Below are 19,371 nucleotides of genomic sequence, written 5' to 3'. Positions count from 1 at the left end.
TATCTTGCGGCAGAAGGAGAGCCTCGATGACCCGTATTCCCGCCTTGACCGGCGATGACATGACACCGGCCGCGCGAGCCGCGCATGCGGAATTGGGCGCATATGGGCCGTTCGACAATTGGGCGCGGGTGGCGGCGCATTGCCCGCCGGTTCTGGAACATGTCAGCGGGATGCTCACCACCTTGCGCGCGCAGGCGACCCTTCCGCGCCGCGCGTTGGAGCTGGCGATGGTTACGGTATCCAAGCTGAATGCCTGTGACTATTGCGTGTCGCATCACGCGCCCTTGCTGACCGTGGCAGGTCTCAGCGCAGAAGGTGTCGCACGGCTGCCGGAGGTCGAAGATCACCCCGAGCTGGACGCCTGTGACAAGGCGGTGGTCCGTTATGCCGAAGCGGTGACCACCCGCTCAGGCCGGATGCGCGACGCGGAGGTCGCAGACCTGAAAGAGTGGTTCACTGACGCGCAGATCGTTGAACTGACATGGCGCATTGCCCTGTGCGGGGCCTTCAACCGGTTCAACGACGCCCTTCAAATTCAGATCGAACCCGAGGTTACGCCGGTCTCGGCCTAGTAGCCGCGCCAAATCCAGCCGCCACCAAAAATGCGGCTGCTGTTTGGGTCGTAGAACACGCAGGCCTGACCGGGAGAGATGCCTTCTTCGGGTGTCAGCAATTCGACCTCGGCTGTGGTGTCAGACAATGGTCGAATGATCGCCTCGCGCGGGGGACGGGTTGATCGCACTTTGACCGACACATGCCATTCGTCGCGTGACGTGAAGGGTTCATCGCCCAGCCAGTTGATCTCGCGCACGGGAACGGTTCGCGTGGCCAGCATCTCTTTCGGGCCGACAACGACCTGCTTCTTGTCGACATCCAGTTTCACCACGTAAAGCGGCTCGCTCAGGCCTCCGATACCCAACCCGCGGCGCTGTCCGATCGTGTAGTGGATCACGCCGTTATGCTGCGCCAGAACGCGGCCGTCGGCATGGACAATCTCACCGGATTCGGCAGCACCGGGGCGCAGCTTTTCGATGACGCTGGCATAGTTGCCATTGGGCACGAAACAGATGTCCTGACTGTCGGGCTTGTCCGCTACGGCCAATCCGTATTGCGCCGCCATTTCGCGGGTCGCATCCTTCGAGGGCAGGTGGCCCAGAGGGAAGCGCAGGAAATCCAGCTGCTCGGGCGTGGTCGAGAATAGGAAGTAGGACTGATCTCGGTTCGCATCCTCGGCACTGTGCAGCTCCGGCCCATTGGGTCCCATCTTCCGCTGGATATAGTGGCCGGTCGCCATGCAATCAGCTTCCAGGTCTTTCGCCGTTTCAAGCAGGTCTTTGAACTTCACCCGCTCATTGCAGCGAATGCAGGGCACCGGGGTCGCGCCCGCCAGATAGCTATCGGCGAATTCGTCAATCACCGCGTCCTTGAAGACGTTCTCATAATCCAGAACGTAGTGCGGGAACCCACGCTCTTCGGCCACACGGCGCGCGTCATGGATGTCGATTCCGGCACAGCACGCGCCTTTTTTGGCCAGCGCAGCACCGTGGTCGTAAAGCTGCAACGTCACGCCCACGACATCATAGCCCTGATCCGCCAGATACGCGGCCACGACGGAGCTGTCGACGCCGCCCGACATAGCAACCACCACCCGCGTTTCCGAGGGCGGTTTGGCAAAGCCAAGCGAATTGAGTTGGGTCTCGGCGGCGAGGGCCATGGCGATTCCAGTCCGGGTTAAGAAAGACCGGCAGAATATAGGAAAATTCTACACACTCTCAAGGGGCGGTTTCACGCAGCATTAAGTAGGCTGGTGTCAACTTTGTCGCAGCAGAAAAGGGTTGAGAGATGTATTTGCACAAAGTTGAAGGTCCGCGGTCTGTAACCCTGCCGGATGGCACGATTTTGTCGCAGGCCGACCTGCCTCCGCCGGACACGCGGCGCTGGGTGGCGTCGCGCAAGATCCTTGTCGTGCGCGGGGTACTTTATGGCCTGATCACCTTGTCCGAGGCCAAGAAACGCTACGGCATCAGCGATGAGGAATTCAACATCTGGGTCTCTGCCGTGGCAGAGCATGGCGTTGATGCACTGAAAGTTACCGCGCTAAAAAAATATCGACAACCTAAAGGCGAAAGTGAATAAATGATTCAACGGTAACGCAAGATTAACCATTCTTGGTCAGGTTTATTTTTAGTTGGAAGTTTTGACCCGAATTGGAGCAGTGAAATGAGAATACTTCTTGTCGAGGATGATCCTACCACGTCCAAAAGCATTGAATTGATGCTGACTCATGCCAACCTGAATGTGTATGCGACGGACCTTGGGGAAGAGGGGATCGACCTGGCGAAGCTCTATGATTACGATCTCATTCTTTTGGACCTGAACCTGCCGGATATGAATGGGCATGAGGTTCTGCGCCAATTGCGCATTGCTCGGGTGGAAACGCCAATTTTGATCCTGTCCGGTGCCGATGACACCGAAAGCAAAATTAAGGGCTTTGGGTTTGGAGCAGACGATTATCTGACCAAACCGTTCCATCGCGAAGAACTGGTGGCCCGTATCCACGCCATCATTCGCCGCTCAAAAGGCCATTCGCAATCGGTGATTCACACCGGTCGTGTTGCGGTCAATCTGGATGCAAAAACCGTCGAGGTTGATGGTCAGACGGTGCATCTGACCGGCAAGGAATATCAGATGCTCGAACTGTTGAGCTTGCGAAAGGGCACAACCCTTACGAAAGAGATGTTCCTCAACCATCTCTACGGTGGCATGGATGAACCCGAGTTGAAGATCATCGACGTGTTTATCTGCAAGCTGCGCAAGAAGCTCAGCAACGCAACGGGCGGTGACAACTACATCGAAACCGTATGGGGGCGCGGCTACGTTTTGCGTGACCCGCAAAGCAACTCCCTCGACGAGACGCGGATGGCGGTCAACGCCTGACGTTCGAAGACGTTTGCCCCCTATGGTCCAGAGGGTGGCATTTCCACTCACGGCTCAGCACATCTGGACCTAGCCATGACCTCGCCCTATCACTGAAGTCCAGAATAAAGTGACAGGGCGAGGCCATGAGCATTTCTATCTCGATAGCAGACCTGACAGAGGCCGAGGCACGCGCCGAACTCGCGCGTCTTGCAGACCTGCTGTCGCGGGCCAACAGGCTGTATCACGGGGAAGACGCGCCCGAGATTTCGGATGCCGAATACGATGCGCTGAAACGGCGAAATATCGAAATAGAGGAGAAATTTCCGCATCTAAAACGCTCTGACAGTCCAAGTGATCAAGTTGGCGCGCGACCGGCGGACGGCTTTTCCAAAGTCACGCATGCACAGCGCATGATGTCATTGGGCAATGCCTTTGATGATGAGGATGTTGCGGATTTCGACCGCTCGATTCGCAAATATCTCGGCCTTTCTGCGGACGCGCCTTTGGCCTATACGGCTGAGCCCAAGATCGATGGGCTTTCATTGTCCCTGCGGTATGAGCAGGGAAAACTGGTCCAAGCCGCCACGCGGGGCGATGGAGAAGTGGGAGAGAATGTGACGGCGAATGCCCGAACGATCTCGGATATCCCACATACTATCGCAGGCGCCCCCGATATTCTGGAGGTGCGCGGTGAGGTCTACATGTCTCACGCGGATTTCGGAGCGCTCAACCAACGTCAGGCTGAGGCTGGCGGCAAACCCTTTGCCAACCCCAGAAATGCTGCAGCCGGTTCGTTGCGACAGTTGGATGCCGAAATCACGCGCGCGCGACCGCTGAAGTTCTTTGCCTACGCGTGGGGAGAGCTGTCGGCCCCTCTGGCGGAGACGCAAGATGGGGCGATTGAGCGTCTGAAAAGCTTTGGGTTCTCGACCAATCCGCTGACACGTTTGTGCAAGACAACTCAGGACATGTTGGCGCACTACCGGTCGATCGAAGAACAGCGCGCGACGCTGGGTTATGATATCGATGGTGTGGTCTACAAAGTGGATGACCTTGGCCTGCAAGCCCGTCTCGGGTTTCGATCGACGACACCCAGATGGGCCATCGCGCATAAATTTCCCGCTGAACTGGCCTGGACCCGGCTTGAAGCGATTGACATTCAGGTCGGCCGCACCGGCGCGCTCAGCCCTGTTGCGCGTTTGCATCCGGTCACAGTTGGCGGAGTTGTGGTTTCGAATGCAACGCTGCACAACGAAGACTATATCGCCGGGCGCGATGCCAAGGGGGGCACCATCCGGGATGGCAAGGACATCCGCGAGGGGGATTGGGTGCAGGTCTACCGCGCCGGGGATGTGATCCCTAAAATCGCCGATGTCGACCTGTCGAAACGGCCTGAAGATGCGGTTCCTTATGAGTTCCCGCGCACGTGTGGGAAGTGTGGAAGTGCGGCGGTGCGCGAAGAAGGTGACGCGGTGCGGCGCTGTACGGGCGGTATGATCTGCCCGGCGCAAGCCGTTGAGAAGTTAAAGCATTTCGTGTCTCGTAAAGCCTTCGATATCGAAGGCTTGGGCGCAAAACAGATCGAGATGTTCTATGAAGATCCCGTCCTGCCGATCAAAACGCCTGCCGATATCTTCAATCTGCAAGAGCGGGACTCAAGTGCTCTGTCCCGTTTGAAAAATCGCGAAGGATGGGGGGACACCTCGGCCAGTAATCTGTTTGCGGCCATAGATGAAAAACGGACTATTCCCTTTGCGCGATTGCTGTTTGGCCTTGGCATCCGCCATGTAGGTGAGGTCGTCGCGCGTGATCTTGCGCTGCATTACCGCGACTGGGAGGCAATGTCCCAAGCGGTCGATGCCGCGCGGTCGGCGGCGCTTGCGTATCGCGCCGCGGATCAAGCGGAAGAGGCTGAACGGGTGGCCGCAGCCTCTCAAGGACGCCGGGCACGGATCAAGGAAAGCCGCACCGCCGCCATCGCGGAATTGTCCGTCCCCGAGGAGGCCTCGGCCGCGTGGTCGGATCTGATTGCGGTTGACGGCATCGGCGCGACGGTTGGTCTGGCCCTGTCCGACGCCTTCGCCAATGTTGAGGAGCGACAGGCCTTTGATGCGCTCAAGGCGCATTTGACTGTCGTGCCGCCTGATGCGCCCGCCGCAGAAAGCCCGGTGGCGGGCAAGACCGTGGTTTTCACCGGCACGCTGGAAAAGATGACACGTGCCGAAGCCAAGGCGCGGGCCGAGGCGTTGGGGGCCAAAGTCTCAGGGTCGGTTAGTAAGAAAACCGATATTTTGGTTGCGGGGCCGGGCGCTGGTTCGAAGGCCAAAAAGGCGGCAGAGCTGGGGATCGAAACCCTGGATGAGGATGGCTGGTTGCAGCTGATCGACGGCGCATGAGCGGACGGCCAGAATCCTTGTTTCCCCTGTTTGCAGGGGTTGAAACCTTAGAGGGGGTCGGCCCGAAGACTGCTCAGGCGATGGCGCAGGCCGGGATGGAAAGCCCGCGCGACGTTCTTTTCGGCTTGCCCTATGCCGTGATTGATCAACGCAGGCGCGACACGATCCAAGGGGTTGATCTGCCGTCGACGTTGACGGTTGAGGTGACGGTCGGCCCGCATCGCCCATCTCGGAACAGGGGCGGCGCGTATCGGGTCCATGTCGAGGACAGTCAGGCCGATTTCCAACTGGTGTTCTTTCACGCGCGTGGCGACTACCTGAAGAAAGTCCTGCCGGAGGGATCGCGCCGTGTGATCTCGGGCAAGTTGGAGCTGTTCGACGGCATGGCGCAGATGGTGCATCCCGATCATATGCTGCCGGTAGAACAAGCCTCGGAAATACCGGAGTTTGAACCAGTCTATCATTTGACGCAGGGGATCACGCAAAAGACCATGTTTAAGGCCGTCCGTAGCGCTTTGACGCGTGCACCAGACCTGGCCGAATGGGCTGATCCGGCGCAGATCAGCAGTCAGAACTGGCCCTCATGGCACGCGGCAATTCAGGCCGCACACAACCCTCAAGGCGCGGATGACGTGGCCTCATTCGCCCCGGCGCGCGAGCGTTTGGCCTATGATGAGCTGCTGGCGCATCAGTTGACGCTGGCTCTGGCGCGGCAACGGGAACGCAAAGCACGCGGGATTGTCAGCGTTGGCACGGGCGCGTTGCAATCAAAGGTTCTGGCGAGCCTGCCGTACCGGCCAACTGGTGCGCAGACACGGGCGATAGATGAAATCGCGGGCGATATGGCCTCGGAATCGCGCATGAACCGGCTGCTTCAGGGTGACGTGGGCGCAGGAAAAACTCTGGTGGCGTTTATGGCTCTGCTAGTCGCGGTCGAGGCCGGAGGGCAGGGGGTCATGATGGCTCCGACCGAGATTCTGGCGCGCCAGCATCTCGAGGGGTTACGCCCTTTGGCGGAAGAGGCTGGCGTTGTGTTGGAAATCCTGACCGGACGCGACAAGGGGGCAGAGCGGCGGGCCAAGCTGGCTGCTTTGGAGGCTGGCGATATTCAGATTCTCGTGGGCACCCATGCAGTGTTCCAGGGTGATGTGGCATTCAAGGCCTTGCGTCTGGCGATTGTCGACGAACAGCATCGCTTTGGCGTACGCCAACGGATGGAGCTTTCGGAAAAAGGGCAGGGTGCCGATGTTCTGGTCATGACGGCCACGCCGATTCCGCGCAGTCTCGCTTTGGCGCAATATGGCGATATGGATGTCTCGGTTCTGGACGAAAAACCGCCGGGGCGAAAACCGATCAAGACCGCGATTGTAAGCACGGGACGGATGGAAGAAGTCGTCGCCCATCTGCGCCGCGCCATTGAGGAAGGGCGGCAGTGTTACTGGGTCTGTCCGCTGGTCGACGAATCCGAGGTCTCCGACCTGACAGCGGCGGAAGAGCGGTTCAAACGGCTGCGCGCTATCTTGGGCGAGGGCACCGTTGGTTTGGTCCACGGGCAGATGCCGCCTGCCGAAAAAGATGCCGCCATGACCGCTTTCCAGACAGGTGAAACCAAGGTTCTGGTGGCGACGACTGTGATCGAGGTCGGCGTAAACGTCCCCAATGCCTCGATCATGGTGATCGAACGGGCTGAGATTTTTGGTCTGGCTCAACTGCACCAGTTGCGCGGACGCGTTGGCCGAGGGGATGCGGATTCGACCTGTCTTCTGATGTATCAGGCACCTCTCAGTGAGGGCGGCCGCAAACGGTTGGAGGTCCTGCGTGAGACCGAGGATGGCTTTCGCATTTCTGAGACCGATCTACAGATGCGCGGTGCGGGAGATCTGATTGGAACCGCCCAGTCGGGCCTGCCGAAGTTTCGTATTGCGGATCTGGAACGGCAGGCAGGATTGATGGCCGTGGCCCAGACCGATGCGCGGGCCTTGCTGAATACCGATCCCAAACTGACCTCGGACCGGGGAAAGGCCGCGCGTGTTCTGCTTTGGCTGATGAAACAGGATCAGGCGATCCGTTTGATTTCAGTAGGTTAGTACCAAAGTATCCATAAAGTTCGCAAATGTTCTCAAAAAGTTCTTTACCGACTTGGGGAAATATGAGAACAAAAGGTCAACAAAGGATTAAATCCCTGACCCGGAGGTGACCCATGCTGACCCAGATCAAGACCGTAATCACGCGCTCGCACTCGACCATCCTGCAGGATGCTGCGGGTGTTGCGTCTCTGGTCGTTATGCTGATGGTGGCTCTTCACCTTCCGGTTGGTTTCTAACCCTTTTTTGCCTGCGATCTCGTGCCGAATAGCCCGCGCCTGTCATCCCCAGTGAAATCAAGGGTGACCTGCCTGTCCCAAACCCCTTGAGGGGCCATGCCTCGGCCCCGCGCGGTGTCCCGGACCCCACACGAGAAACGCATTGCCTGCCGCCGCCCTTCCCGCCCGGAAGGAGCGGCGGTTTTTTTATAGCTGACCGGTTTTGATGATTTCCAACATGGCCGACAGAACGGAATTCACCGCGACCGAGGCCAGGATCATCCCCATCACCCGGCTGATGATTGCCGCGCCGGAATGGCCGATCAGGCGTATGATCGGTTCAGCCAACAGCATCAGAATAAAGGCGATAAGCACGACCGACAGCATGACCAACGCAGTAATCCCCTGGTCGGCGGCGCTGTAGCGGTGGTTGTCGGTCAGGATCACGATCGCTAGCATCGCACCGGGTGACGCCAGGGATGGTACAGCCAGAGGGAAGATCGCTGGGTTGTGCTTATGGACCTTATCTTCCTTGTCGTCTTCGGCGGCGCGTTGTTCGATCTCCTGTTTACTTTCGCCAAAGATCATTGTCAGCGCGAACAGGAACAGGATGATCCCTCCGGCAACCTGGAACGAGTTCAACCCGATATCCAGCGCCTCGATGAGCAGTTGTCCGAAGACGAGGAAGAACAGCAGCACGCCGGCACTGATCAACGACGCGAGCATCGCCGTTTTGCGCCGTGCAGCGGCTTCGAGGCCCGCAGTGACGGCGATGAAAACAGGAATTGTGCCGATCGGGTCAATGACAACCCACAACGTCACGAAGTGTTCGAGCAGGTTGTTCAAGCCCATTCCTCCACCGAAGTTTGGGTGAAATTAAACAGGTTTGGTTTAGAACGCCAAGCTTAGGCGCAGTTCGACTGTTCGGCTTGTTCCATCGCTTCAGCTGTTGCCTCAAGCGCCAGCATGATTGAGGCATGGCGGTTTTTGTATTCACGGGCGGGGATCAGAACCTCAAGCCCGTCAAACGGGGCATCCGGGGCGGGGCCATCCTTTTTTAGCATGGTCTTCAGCTGATCGCGGGCGGTTTCAACTTGCGCCCGCGTGGCCCCAACCACGGCGTCACCCACCACCGAAGCGGCCGCTTGACCGAGGGCGCAGGCTTTGACGTCCTGCGCAAATTCAACAACGCGACCGTCTTTCATCGTCACGTCAACGGTTACGGTTGATCCGCAAAGCGGCGAGCGTTTCTTGACCGTCGCATCAGGCTGATCCAGCCGATCAAGATGCGGGATATCAGCCGCCAGCGCCAGAATGCGCCCGGAGTACAGCTTAATCAGGTCGTTCTCGCCGCTCATGGCTTTCCCTCGTTCCGTGTTCCCCATACATAGTGGTCAGCCCTCGGGATGCAAAAGGTTTTTGTCATGTCTGACACAGTCACGTTCGATCCATCGGATCTGAAATATAATGAAGCCGGGTTGATCCCCGCAATTGCGCAGGATCACGCCTCGGGTGAGGTGTTGATGATGGCCTGGATGAACCAGCAAGCGGTTGAGCGCACGCTGGAGACGCGGCGCGTAACCTACTGGTCGCGCTCGCGCCAGGCGTTCTGGATTAAGGGCGAGACGTCCGGGCATATTCAGGAACTGGTCGATTTCCGCTTTGATTGCGACCGTGATTGCATCTTGGTCGTGATCCGTCAGACCGGCGCGGCGTGTCATACCAACCGCCGGTCGTGCTTCTACACGGCCGTGCGCGACGGTGAAGAAGTCGAGTTGATGAAGCCGATGGAGTGAGTGGCGCAGATGTCGCCACCTTCGGTCTGAGTATTTTTGAAAAGACAATGCGGGGTCAGAGGTTGACCATGGCGCGGATGTCCTGAGGGCTTGCGCCTTCGGCCCTGTATTTTGCGATGGCGCGGGCGTCGTCTCGTTTGGCGAGGCGTTTGCCGTTCGGGTCGCGGATCAAGCGGTGGTGCAGGTATTCGGGCGTGGGTAAGCCCAGCAGAGCCTGCAATAAGACGTGAATACGCGTTGCCTCGAACAGATCCTGACCGCGAATGACGCGGGTGATCCCCTGTGCCGCATCGTCGAGGACCACGGACAGGTGGTAGGAGGTGCCCATACCTCGGCGGGACAGGACAACATCACCGATCGTTGTTTCCAGTTCGGTTTTGTCGAAGGAAATCCGTCCGGTTTCTCCGTTTGGGCCAGTGGCCAATTCGAGAAAACTGCTGCTTCCATGTGACAGAGCGGATTGCGCCGCCATGGCCATATCAAGCCTCAGGGGCGTGTCTTTAGGTCGTTCCTTGCTGTTTCGGCTGGCTTTATGCCGACAGGTGCCGGGATAGATGATCCCATCCGGCCCGTGCAGAGGTGCCCCTTCCTGCGGGGCGCTGGCCGCTGCGGCGATATCCTTGCGATTGCAGGTACAAGGATACAAAAGACCTTTCGACCATAGGGTATCGAGGGCCTGTTCATAGATCTGCATGCGCTCGGATTGCCTCATAACGGGTGTCGGCCATCTGAGGCCCAGCCATTCGAGATCTGCATAGATCTGATCCACCCACTTCGGTCGCGCGCGGGACTGGTCGATATCCTCGATCCGCAGCAGGAATGTGCCGCCTTCGCAGGCAGCCATGTCACTGGCCAGCATCGCCGAATAGGCGTGACCAAGATGCAGAGGACCTGTAGGGGAAGGCGCAAAGCGAGTCGTAAAAGTCACGTCTTTTCAAGTATGTACACGTCAGATTTCATGTTCATTCCGGGCAGATGAGGCCCGTATTCCTTAAACAGCAGGCGCGCGGCACCCATGTCCAACCAGTCGTTCAGGCGTGAAGTATAAGAGTAGTCCGCAAGTGAATGATCGTTATAAGAAAATGCCAGCAGACCATCCTTGGGCAACGCGTGCATGAGGAGGTCCAGAGTTTCAGGCGGTGCTGCTCCGGCACCGATCACTCCGATGGCTGAAATGGTTGAGTAAGCGCCGTGTTCAATGGGTTCGGGATCCGATATATCAAAGCCGATCAGCGATCGATAGACGTTCTTCGCTTTGGCCTCCTCAAGCATATTGGGCGTGGGGTCCATTCCGTCGATCACTTCAAACCCGACTGAGCGCAGCGCAACACCGGACAACCCCGTTCCACAGCCATAGTCGAGAATGGGCGTTTGTGCCTCAGGCCTCTTGGACCACAGCGCTTTAGCAACCCGACCCGGGGTGGCATATCCCTGTTCCGCCACAGAATCCTCATAGGTTGCGGCCCATTTCTGGTAATGCGCTTGGGTGTCCTGCGGAGATTTCGATCCGTATGTGTCCTTGAAAAACTTGTCACTCATAGCCGCATGTTAAGCCGCTGGGTCCGCTATCGTCCAGTCAGCTTTGCGCGAGCCACTCCGTCCATTCAGCCTTGGCGCGGTCGGTGTAGGCTTTGTAGCGGTCTTTGCGTCCCCGGCGGCCACCTTTCAGGCCATCCACAGGGCGGAACAGGCCGAAATTGACGTTCATGGGCTGAAACGTCTTGGCCTCCGCGCCGCCGGTAATGTGGTGGATCAGGGCACCCATGGCGCTGTCTTGCGGTAGCTCGGGCAGGGCGCGGCCGAGAATTTCAGCTGCCGCCAGTCGACCTGCCAAAAGCCCCATAGCCGCGCTTTCGACATAGCCTTCGACACCGGTGATCTGACCGGCGAAGCGGATATTTTGCTTTGATTTCAAACGCATCTGCGCGTCCAGAAGCGTCGGAGAGTTGATGAACGTGTTGCGGTGTATCCCGCCAAGGCGTGCGAAACTGGCGTTCTCTAGGCCGGGGATCATGCGGAATACCTCGGTCTGGGCGCCGTATTTCATCTTGGTTTGGAAGCCCACGATGTTGAACAGCGTGCCAAGAGCGTTGTCGCGACGCAGCTGCACAACGGCATGAGGTTTCACGTCTGGCTGATGGGGGTTGGTCAGACCGACGGGTTTCATTGGCCCGTGGCGCAGAGTTTCACGGCCCCGTTCAGACATCACCTCAATCGGCAGGCAGCCATCGAAGTAGCCGGCGGTTTCGCCTTCGTGGAACTCGGTTTTATCAGCGGCCAGAAGGGCATCAATGAAAGCCTCGTACTGGTCGCGGTCCATGGGGCAGTTCAGATAGGCGGTGCGCTCTTCCTCGGTCTCGCCTTTGTCATAGCGCGACTGCATCCAGGCTTTGCTCATGTCGATGCTCTCGGCATAGACAATCGGCGCGATGGCATCAAAGAAGGCCAGCGCGTCCGATCCGGTTTCGGCTTGGATGGCCTCACCTAACTTGGCTGAGGTCAGAGGGCCGGTGGCAAAGATCCACTGCCCGTCGTCAGGCAGAGAGGTAACCTCTTCATCCGTCACCGTGATCCGCGGGTGCGCGCGCAGTTTAGCCGTGACCGTCTCGGCAAACGGATCGCGGTCGACGGCCAGCGCCCCGCCTGCGGGCAAGCGGTGGGCATCTGCAGTCGTCATGATCAAGCCGTTCGCAGCGCGCATTTCCCAATGCAGCAGACCCACGGCGTTTTGTTCATCATCGTCTGAGCGGAACGAGTTGGAACAAACCATCTCGGCCAGATTGCCGGTCTGGTGCGCAAAGGTGCCCACGGTGGGGCGCATTTCGTGGATCACAACATCCACGCCCATTTCCGCCGCTTGCCATGCGGCCTCGGACCCGGCCATGCCGCCGCCCACGATATGCAATGCTTGTGTCATGCGCTGCCACATAGGGCAGAGCCCAAGCAGGCGCAACTGAGCAACCGTCAAATGATTCAGATTTTAGGGGAGGTCTTGGGGTCGCCGCTGCGGGAATGTCAACGCCAGTGAGAGAAACCAGCTTGGAGGGACCTTCCGCCCACGGCGACCCAAAAGTGTAGCTGAGGCCTTAGCCTCGTCCCAGCATTGCCACATTGTTGCCCTTTTGAAAAGTGCAAAAATGATGACATTGATGAAAAATGTTCGGAATAATTGTCTTATTGAGACCAATTCGGGGGGCGTTTTTCGATAAACGCAGAAATGCCTTCTTCGGTATCGCGATGCAGCATATTCTGCACCATTACCTCTCCGGTATAGGCATAGGCTTGATCCAGCGGCATCTGAAGCTGTTGATAAAACGCCTCTTTTCCGATTTTGACGGCGATGCCCAGCTTGTCTGCGATCTGTTCGGCCAAGGCGAGGGTTTGGTCGTTGAGTTGAGATTCAGGGACAACCCGATTGATCAACCCCAGTTCCTGCGCGCGTTCGGCTGAGAGGAAACCTCCGGTGGTCAGCATCTCAAATGCCTGCTTTCTGGGAATATTGCGGCTGAGCGCGACCATGGGGGTCGAGCAGAACAGGCCGATATTCACTCCGTTCACCCCAAAACGCGTACCTTCGGCTGCGACAGCCAGATCGCAGGTGGCGACCAATTGACAACCCGCAGCTGTCGCAATGCCGTGGACCTGCGCAATAACGGGTTGGGGCAGGGACTGAATCGACATCATCATCCGCGCGCACCGGTTAAAGAGGTCCTGAAAGTAGGCCTTGCCGCCATCCTCAGACTGACGTCCGGCTGTCATCTGTTTTAGATCATGCCCGGCGCAGAAGGCCTTGCCTTCGCCGGACAGGACAACGGCCCGGATCGAACGGTCGACGCGCAGCGCATCGAACTCGGCCTGCAACGCGGCCAGCATCTCGTCGCTCAGCGCGTTCAGCCTTTCAGGTGCGTTCATGTGCAACCGCGCGATGGCACCTGTGTCGTTACGTTCTAAAATTGCCATCTTGCCCTCCCGCTGGCTGTTGGGCCAACTCTAGGGTGAGAAGTGAAGGAGGGGAAGCATGGGATTGGCGTTAAGCAAAGACGAGCTGTCGCAGTACCTTAAGGAGGTATTCCCACAGGTTCATCGCGATTTCGTGGTTGAGAACCTGACCGAGGAGACAATTACCATGCGCCTCGTGGTCGAAGACCGTCATTTGCGCCCCGGCGGTACGGTTTCAGGACCGTCCATGTTCGGTCTGGCGGATGTTTGTGTCTATGCCATGGTGTTGGCGCGCAAGGGGCGTCAGTCCTTGGCGGTGACGACCAACAGCTCTCTGGACTTTTTGCGCAAACCTGAAGGTGGCAAAGATCTGATCGCTGAATGTCGCCTTCTGAAACTGGGGCGCACTCTGGCCGTTGGCGATGTATTGATTTACTCGGTCGGATCAGATCAGCCCGTGGCGCGGGCCAGTATGACCTATTCCATCCCGCCCGCCGGGTCTTCGGCTGCAAAATTCGGATAAAAAGGGCCGGGGCGAACCCCGGCCAGGGAAGAGGTCCCAAATGAATTTGGGACTGGGGATGGGTTAAAGCTGCCAGAAATAGCGCTTGATTTCGCGGTCGGCTTGCAGACGGGTCAGGCCTACGTCCTTGAGCAACCTGTCATCCAGCTTTCCCAGATTGACGCGACTGCGACGACGGCGTTCCCATTGAGTGACCGCCGCCGCAAACTGCACGGCCAGCACAGCGATCAGCGGCAGCCGGGGGCTGGCGTTCAGCAGTGTAAGGGCGGGAGTGTGCATTGTGCGTGTCATCTCAGTATTCCTTTCAAATTGTATTGACACAAAGTAGCAATGTTCGGTACATGTGTTTGATACATTCGCAATTGTGTCAAATGCAAAGGAAGAATTGTAATGGATACAATTTGGCCGGAGACGCTGCCAAAATCCAAAGGGCCCAAGTATACGCTAGTGGCTGATACAATACGAAAAGCGATTGAAAGTAAGACGTTAGATATCGGGGCCAAACTGCCCCCTGTGCGCGAACTTGCGTATCGGCTCCAGATCACTCCGGGAACCGTCGCGCGGGCCTATACGATTCTGACCGAAGAGGGCTTACTACAAGCTGAGGTCGGACGTGGTACATTTGTAGCTCCTCCCAAATCCCCGATTCTGGACGATGTCTGGTCCAGGCAGCTTCATCTGGCTGAGGCTCAGAATGCCAATCACGTCAGCCTGTTCAGCCCGAGGCTCGCGGATATGGGGCAGGTGTCTCTTATCCGCGAGTGTCTACAGAAAGTCGCGCAGTCGGATCCGGCTTTGTTCATGAATTATCCGACACGCGATGCGTATAGACCTATGCGTCAGGCGGTTGTTGAATGGTTGTCGGACTTGCCGCTTGGCAAGTTGAGCGACGACGACATTGTACTGACACACGGAGGTCAGAACGGCCTGTGCCTTGTATTCCAGACCATCCTGCAGGGTCCCAAACCGATCGTTATGGTCGAAGATCTTTCCTATGCCGGGTTCCGTCGTGCGGCAGAGTTGATGCGGGCCGATGTGGTTGGCATCCGAATGGACAAATGGGGCATCGACCCGGCAGCGATGGAGCATGTCTTGCGCCAGACGCCAGCGCAGGCAGTCTGTGTCTCGCCCGAGGTTCAGAACCCGACCGGACTGCATACCCCTTTGGAGCGGCGTAAAGAAATCGTGGAAATTGCACGGAAATTCGATGTGCAAATTGTCGAGGACGACTGCTACCGGATGGGAGACGCAAAAGAACCCAGTTTCCGCGCGTTGGCCCCTGAGCGGGGATGGCACGTGTCTTCGATCTCGAAAGTGCTGACACCGTCCTTGCGCGTCGGCTTCGCTATTGCGCCCAGAGACCGGAGCGTGGATCTGCGCCGATCAGCCGAATACGGATACTTTGGTCTGGCACAGCCGCTGGCTGAACTGACCAGACTGCTGCTCTCTGACCCTCGCACGCGCCAAATCGCGCGGGATGTGCGCTCGCGGATGGGAGAGTATGTGCGGGTGACAGTGAATGCTCTGGGCGGGTTCGATCTAAACTGGGCGCCTGATGTGCCGTTTGTTTGGCTGCATTTGCCGTCGGGTTGGCGGGCTGCTGCGTTCAGCCGTGCCGCTGAGCGAGAAGGGATTCAACTGCGATCTGCGGATGAGTTCGCGCTGCGGGACGGGCGCGCCCCGAATGCGGTGCGCATTGCGATGAACGGGCATGTATCCCTGCAGAGGTTCGAGGATGCGATGCTCCGCCTGCGGGCTTTACTGGATAATCCGCCTGAACAAATCAGCGTTTAGAGTGGGGTAAAATAATACCTATTTTATAAGTCATTAAAAAAGAACAATAAAAACTTGATTACGTGTGTTGACGTGCATTCTAAGCAGGTCTAAACCCCCTCCATCGAATTCGGACCGCTCTGTCTTGGGGCGGTCTTTCACATCAAACAGGACTATCCTGCCATGAAAACCTTTTCTGCAACACCTGCAGACATCGACAAGAAATGGATCCTGATCGACGCCGAGGGCGTTGTTCTGGGCCGTCTTGCTTCGATCGTCGCCATGCGTCTGCGTGGCAAGCACAAAGCGTCGTTCACCCCGAACATGGACATGGGCGACAACGTCATTGTGATCAACGCTGACAAAATCCAGATGACCGGCAAGAAGCGCGAAGAGAACTTCTACTGGCACACTGGCCACCCGGGCGGCATCAAGTCGCGCACCAAACAGCAGATCCTGGAAGGTGCACATCCTGAGCGCGTTGTCGTTCAGGCCGTCAAGCGCATGCTGCCGGGCAACCGTCTGGCGCGTCAGCAAATGACCAACCTGCGCGTTTACGCCGGTGCCGAGCACCCGCATGAAGCCCAGGCCCCCGAAGTTCTGGACGTTAAGTCCATGAACAAGAAAAACACCCGGAGCTAATGACCGATGGCTGATCAGATCAATACTCTCGAAGAGCTGAGCGCCGTCGCAGGCGTTGAAACCGTGGCCGAAGAAGTCATCGTGCGTGAACCCGTACGTGACGAGCTGGGCCGTTCCTACGCCACCGGCAAGCGTAAAGACGCTGTTGCCCGCGTTTGGATCAAGCCGGGTTCCGGCAAGGTCACCGTGAACGGCAAAGACCAGGACAAGTACTTCGCTCGTCCGGTTCTGCAGCTGATCCTGCGCCAGCCGTTCCAGGTTGCTGGTGTTGAAGGTGAGTTCGACGTTGTTGCAACCGTCAAAGGCGGTGGCCTGACCGGTCAGGCCGGTGCGGTCAAGCACGGCATCTCGAAAGCGCTGCAGCTGTACGATCCCTCGCTGCGTGGTGCTCTGAAAGCCGCTGGCTTCCTGACCCGCGACAGCCGCGTTGTGGAACGTAAGAAATACGGTAAGCGCAAAGCGCGTCGTTCGTTCCAGTTCTCGAAGCGTTAATCGCTGCGAACAACGAAATTCAAAAGGGTTCGCAAGTGCGGGCCCTTTTTTCATAGGGTTAGGGCGTGATCATCACCTTCCCGTCACTCGTTTTCAAAGCGTCCGCCAGGTTGGCGATCAGATCGCCCAGCGCCAGACGCTCGGATACGTCCGTTTTCCAGCGCCCGTCGGCAAAGCGCGCCTGAACCTCGGTCACAACGCGCATCTGGTCGGCTGGAGGGGTGGTCATCATCCAGTTGGTCAGCCAGAACCCTTCGATCCGTTTGCCCATGAATATCAGCTGCCCGGTTTGGGTCAGGGTCGGGGCGTCGCTGCCGAGTTTGCCATAACAAATCCAGCGCGCGCGATTGGGCATGGCGCAGAATATCTGCTCGGACAGAGGGTCCATAACAGCGTCGAGAAAGACGCGGGGCTTCAGCTTGGCGCTCAGTTCGGCAAATTGGTGCGCAACGTCAGGGTCCGTTGTGACCAGAACTTCCGCAGCCCCAAGCGCTTTCAGCATCGGAGCGGCCTCAGCGCGCCGCACCATGGCGATGGGCTTTAAGCCCAGATCCCGCCCAAGGCTGCACATCAGCTTACCCAACTGGCTGGTTGCGGCTGAAACAACAAACGCATCGCCGTCTTTCTTGGCTATATCGACCATGGCCATCGCTGTTAGCGGATTGACGATCTGCGCAGCCCCGTCATCGTCCGAGATGTCGGGGCGCAGAGGGATACACATTTGCATTTGGGTCACGACATATTCGGCCCACGCCCCCGATCCGGCGGCGACAAAGGCGACGCGCAGGCCTTGTAAGCCTTCCGCTCCTTTTCCCGTTGCCACAACATCTCCGCACCCTTCAAAGCCCGCAGCGGCACCATTGACACGGGGTTGGCCGTATTCGCCCTTGATGAAGTGAATATCTGACGGATTGACCGAGGCAGTGCGCAGCCGGATCAGAACCTGTCCGGGGCCGGGGGTAGGGACGGGTAATTCGGCGTCTGCCAACCACTCAGACGCGTCTGTGATTTTGGGGCCTGTCATGGTGCCGGAATAGCCGTCATGTTTCAGGACAACGGCGCGCATGGTGGAGGGCAAGTCGGTCATTGGTCAGTCCTTGAATTGCGCGTTTCTCCGGATCAGGAGTTAGCCTGATGGCAAAGAAAAACGGCGCGGGGTTCTTGTTGGGTCAAGCCAAACAAAAGCTCCGCGCCGCGTCAATTCTGCCGCTGTCTAACGTCGCGGCATGTGGAGATGGCCGACAGTGGACGGCCTGACCCTCATTGGCTCATCGCATTCTGCAGGTCCTGAAGCTTGGTCAGAACGGCCTCGGGCGAGGCTTTGATCTCATCCAGGATCTTGATCACCTGATCTTTGACACCCTGTGCCATCTCGCTGTTCTGGACCGAGGCGACCATAGCGTCATAGTCGAAGTTCTGAGCTGTCAGCATGCCCTCTTCAACCCAGGAGTTGAACAGCTCCTGACCTTGATCTGCCAGCGAGGCAACCTGATCACCGGCTTGGTCTGCAGCCTCGGACGCCTGATCCGCGATTGAATTGGCGGCCTCAGTAGCCTGATCCGCAACAGATGACGCGGCCTCAGAGGCCTGTTCGGTCAGAGATGACGCCGCTTCGCTGGCTTGTTCCGTGGCCGATTCCAACGCTTCGCTTGCGGCGTCCTGCACGGCCGAGGCCGCTTCGCTGACGGCATCGCTCGCATCCTCGGCTGCGGCTTCAAGTCTTTCGGCCGGCGTCGGTTCAGGTTGGTTGAGATAGAAATACCCGCCCGCGCCAAGACCGACGAGGACGATGATTATAAGAAGAGTACGCGACATTATGAGTCTCCTTTGGAAATTTGTGCCGCTGGGATGATCCAAATCTAGGACGACTCAAAGGGGAATTCTTGTGATTTCTCAGCAGAATACGGGTTTGGGCCAAGCTACGCTGATTGTGCGGCTTGTTCCGGCGACAAAGCGCCCACCGCTTTGCGCTTTGCATTGAATTTCGAGGATATCGCATTACCGCGTTGAGCCTGGCGTTTGAGGTATGGGCGTTGCACGAGAACGTGGTGCCGAGCGAAACCTGCGACGATGCTCGCACTTTACTGCTCGGTCGAATTTTTGGTCTTATGTGAAGGACTTCACTGCCTTTGACCCCAAAATGACCGACACTGCAGTCAGACGGGGCAAAAGTGACATTGTGGGGGTCGCGCTCGGGTTTGGTCCCCAAATTAACGAGTAACGTTTTTGTTTGAATAGGCCTATTGGGCCAAAAGGGGCACTGATCTCTCACTTTGTGGTTGAATGTGAGGGGCGGTGTGAGGGGGGCTGGATGAGGGGGTCTTGGCCAGCCCCTCTCTTTGCGCAGAGCAATAAGCCAGTCGGTCTGTAAAAGCAAAGAACCCAATTGGAGATTATGGCGGAGAGACAGGGATTCGAACCCTGGGTGGGCTTGCACCCACAACGGTTTTCGAGACCGCCCCGTTCGACCACTCCGGCACCTCTCCGCGGGGGTCTGTGAGGGGGGGATTTAGTGAGGAACGCTCAGGGGTGCAAGCAGAAAATTCCCAGAAATCACATTCCTTGGATTTTCCATTGCCTGCCGCAACA

22 protein-coding genes and 1 tRNA gene are annotated in these 19,371 nt (G+C 57.9%); 12 read left to right on the top strand and 11 right to left on the bottom strand.

What is annotated here, in order from left to right; all coding sequences use genetic code 11:
• The first annotated feature begins 26 nt into the window (after positions 1–26).
• The gene (locus ACR0KL_RS01120; protein WP_480776556.1) at positions 27–572 is read left to right on the top strand and encodes a carboxymuconolactone decarboxylase family protein; all 546 of its coding nucleotides are present in this window, start codon (positions 27–29) and stop codon (positions 570–572) included.
• Here ACR0KL_RS01120 and mnmA read toward each other — a convergent pair.
• Complete coding sequence (gene mnmA / locus ACR0KL_RS01115) at positions 569–1,714, bottom strand: tRNA 2-thiouridine(34) synthase MnmA (protein ID WP_170676087.1); 1,146 nt, start codon at positions 1,712–1,714, stop codon at positions 569–571. The two genes, ACR0KL_RS01120 and mnmA, sit on opposite strands and share 4 nt — an antisense overlap.
• Before the next feature lie 128 nt (positions 1,715–1,842).
• Here mnmA and sciP point away from each other — a divergent pair, with 128 nt between their 5' ends.
• The 5 genes from sciP (at position 1,843) to ACR0KL_RS01090 (ending at position 7,638) form a co-directional block, all read left to right on the top strand.
• On the top strand, positions 1,843–2,136 hold the full coding sequence (sciP, locus tag ACR0KL_RS01110; protein ID WP_170466867.1) for a CtrA inhibitor SciP: 294 nt from the start codon (positions 1,843–1,845) through the stop codon (positions 2,134–2,136).
• An 84-nt stretch (positions 2,137–2,220) separates the two neighbouring features.
• Positions 2,221–2,937, top strand: a complete 717-nt coding sequence (ctrA, locus tag ACR0KL_RS01105) for a response regulator transcription factor CtrA (RefSeq protein WP_170466869.1) — start codon at positions 2,221–2,223, stop codon at positions 2,935–2,937.
• 125 nt (positions 2,938–3,062) lie between these two features.
• Positions 3,063–5,315 carry an NAD-dependent DNA ligase LigA gene (gene ligA / locus ACR0KL_RS01100; RefSeq protein WP_170676086.1) on the top strand — a complete coding sequence of 751 codons (2,253 nt, stop codon included), beginning with the start codon at positions 3,063–3,065 and terminating at the stop codon, positions 5,313–5,315.
• Complete coding sequence (recG, locus tag ACR0KL_RS01095; protein ID WP_480776555.1) at positions 5,312–7,402, top strand: ATP-dependent DNA helicase RecG; 2,091 nt, start codon at positions 5,312–5,314, stop codon at positions 7,400–7,402. Before ligA ends, recG begins: the two co-directional genes overlap by 4 nt.
• Before the next feature lie 113 nt (positions 7,403–7,515).
• Positions 7,516–7,638, top strand: coding sequence for a hypothetical protein (locus ACR0KL_RS01090; protein ID WP_256439826.1), 123 nt, complete (start codon positions 7,516–7,518; stop codon positions 7,636–7,638).
• A 186-nt stretch (positions 7,639–7,824) separates the two neighbouring features.
• Here ACR0KL_RS01090 and ACR0KL_RS01085 read toward each other — a convergent pair whose 3' ends face one another.
• Together ACR0KL_RS01085 and ACR0KL_RS01080 are read right to left on the bottom strand one after the other, a co-directional pair.
• The gene (locus ACR0KL_RS01085) at positions 7,825–8,463 is read right to left on the bottom strand and encodes a MarC family protein (protein ID WP_170373756.1); all 639 of its coding nucleotides are present in this window, start codon (positions 8,461–8,463) and stop codon (positions 7,825–7,827) included.
• A gap of 59 nt (positions 8,464–8,522) precedes the next feature.
• The gene (locus tag ACR0KL_RS01080) at positions 8,523–8,975 is read right to left on the bottom strand and encodes an iron-sulfur cluster assembly scaffold protein (RefSeq protein ID WP_170638675.1); all 453 of its coding nucleotides are present in this window, start codon (positions 8,973–8,975) and stop codon (positions 8,523–8,525) included.
• Positions 8,976–9,023: 48 nt separating this feature from the next.
• Here ACR0KL_RS01080 and hisI point away from each other — a divergent pair, with 48 nt between their 5' ends.
• Positions 9,024–9,413, top strand: a complete 390-nt coding sequence (gene hisI / locus ACR0KL_RS01075) for a phosphoribosyl-AMP cyclohydrolase (RefSeq protein WP_170548634.1) — start codon at positions 9,024–9,026, stop codon at positions 9,411–9,413.
• A gap of 55 nt (positions 9,414–9,468) precedes the next feature.
• Here hisI and gluQRS read toward each other — a convergent pair whose 3' ends face one another.
• From gluQRS to ACR0KL_RS01055, 4 genes are all read right to left on the bottom strand, one after another.
• Positions 9,469–10,341, bottom strand: coding sequence for a tRNA glutamyl-Q(34) synthetase GluQRS (gene gluQRS, locus ACR0KL_RS01070; RefSeq protein WP_170676084.1), 873 nt, complete (start codon positions 10,339–10,341; stop codon positions 9,469–9,471).
• Positions 10,338–10,952, bottom strand: coding sequence for a class I SAM-dependent DNA methyltransferase (locus ACR0KL_RS01065; RefSeq protein WP_170676083.1), 615 nt, complete (start codon positions 10,950–10,952; stop codon positions 10,338–10,340). The genes gluQRS and ACR0KL_RS01065 overlap by 4 nt, the downstream gene beginning before the upstream one ends.
• Positions 10,953–10,989: 37 nt before the next feature.
• A complete protein-coding gene (gene trmFO / locus ACR0KL_RS01060) occupies positions 10,990–12,330 on the bottom strand; it encodes a methylenetetrahydrofolate--tRNA-(uracil(54)-C(5))-methyltransferase (FADH(2)-oxidizing) TrmFO (RefSeq protein ID WP_170676082.1) in 1,341 nt (446 codons plus the stop codon).
• 257 nt (positions 12,331–12,587) lie between these two features.
• Complete coding sequence (locus ACR0KL_RS01055; RefSeq protein ID WP_170676081.1) at positions 12,588–13,373, bottom strand: enoyl-CoA hydratase; 786 nt, start codon at positions 13,371–13,373, stop codon at positions 12,588–12,590.
• Positions 13,374–13,431: 58 nt separating this feature from the next.
• Here ACR0KL_RS01055 and ACR0KL_RS01050 point away from each other — a divergent pair, with 58 nt between their 5' ends.
• Positions 13,432–13,875, top strand: coding sequence for a PaaI family thioesterase (locus ACR0KL_RS01050; protein ID WP_170373749.1), 444 nt, complete (start codon positions 13,432–13,434; stop codon positions 13,873–13,875).
• Between the two features lie 63 nt (positions 13,876–13,938).
• Here the strand turns inward: ACR0KL_RS01050 and ACR0KL_RS01045 are convergent, their stop codons facing one another.
• A complete protein-coding gene (locus tag ACR0KL_RS01045; protein ID WP_170373748.1) occupies positions 13,939–14,166 on the bottom strand; it encodes a DUF1127 domain-containing protein in 228 nt (75 codons plus the stop codon).
• A gap of 99 nt (positions 14,167–14,265) precedes the next feature.
• Between ACR0KL_RS01045 and ACR0KL_RS01040 the strand changes: the two genes are divergently transcribed.
• The 3 genes from ACR0KL_RS01040 (at position 14,266) to rpsI (ending at position 16,782) form a co-directional block, all read left to right on the top strand.
• On the top strand, positions 14,266–15,669 hold the full coding sequence (locus tag ACR0KL_RS01040; RefSeq protein WP_480776554.1) for an aminotransferase-like domain-containing protein: 1,404 nt from the start codon (positions 14,266–14,268) through the stop codon (positions 15,667–15,669).
• 162 nt (positions 15,670–15,831) lie between these two features.
• Positions 15,832–16,290, top strand: a complete 459-nt coding sequence (gene rplM, locus ACR0KL_RS01035) for a 50S ribosomal protein L13 (protein ID WP_170373746.1) — start codon at positions 15,832–15,834, stop codon at positions 16,288–16,290.
• Positions 16,291–16,296: 6 nt separating this feature from the next.
• Positions 16,297–16,782: a 30S ribosomal protein S9 gene (gene rpsI, locus ACR0KL_RS01030; RefSeq protein ID WP_039535473.1), complete on the top strand. Its 486-nt coding sequence runs from the start codon at positions 16,297–16,299 to the stop codon at positions 16,780–16,782.
• 58 nt (positions 16,783–16,840) lie between these two features.
• Here rpsI and ACR0KL_RS01025 read toward each other — a convergent pair whose 3' ends face one another.
• The gene (locus tag ACR0KL_RS01025) at positions 16,841–17,869 is read right to left on the bottom strand and encodes an alcohol dehydrogenase catalytic domain-containing protein (RefSeq protein ID WP_480776553.1); all 1,029 of its coding nucleotides are present in this window, start codon (positions 17,867–17,869) and stop codon (positions 16,841–16,843) included.
• A 47-nt stretch (positions 17,870–17,916) separates the two neighbouring features.
• Between ACR0KL_RS01025 and ACR0KL_RS01020 the strand changes: the two genes are divergently transcribed.
• The gene (locus tag ACR0KL_RS01020) at positions 17,917–18,039 is read left to right on the top strand and encodes a hypothetical protein (RefSeq protein ID WP_480554393.1); all 123 of its coding nucleotides are present in this window, start codon (positions 17,917–17,919) and stop codon (positions 18,037–18,039) included.
• A gap of 3 nt (positions 18,040–18,042) precedes the next feature.
• Here the strand turns inward: ACR0KL_RS01020 and ACR0KL_RS01015 are convergent, their stop codons facing one another.
• Positions 18,043–18,597 (bottom strand): hypothetical protein, encoded by a 555-nt coding sequence (locus ACR0KL_RS01015; RefSeq protein WP_170548657.1) that lies wholly within the window; start codon positions 18,595–18,597, stop codon positions 18,043–18,045.
• Positions 18,598–19,178: 581 nt separating this feature from the next.
• Positions 19,179–19,268, bottom strand: a tRNA-Ser gene (locus ACR0KL_RS01010).
• Positions 19,269–19,371: the final 103 nt, after the last annotated feature.

The organism is Ruegeria sp. C8 (assembly GCF_056537565.1).
The sequence above is the reverse complement of the archived record's forward strand: the minus strand, read 5'-3'. Positions and strand labels throughout refer to the sequence as shown.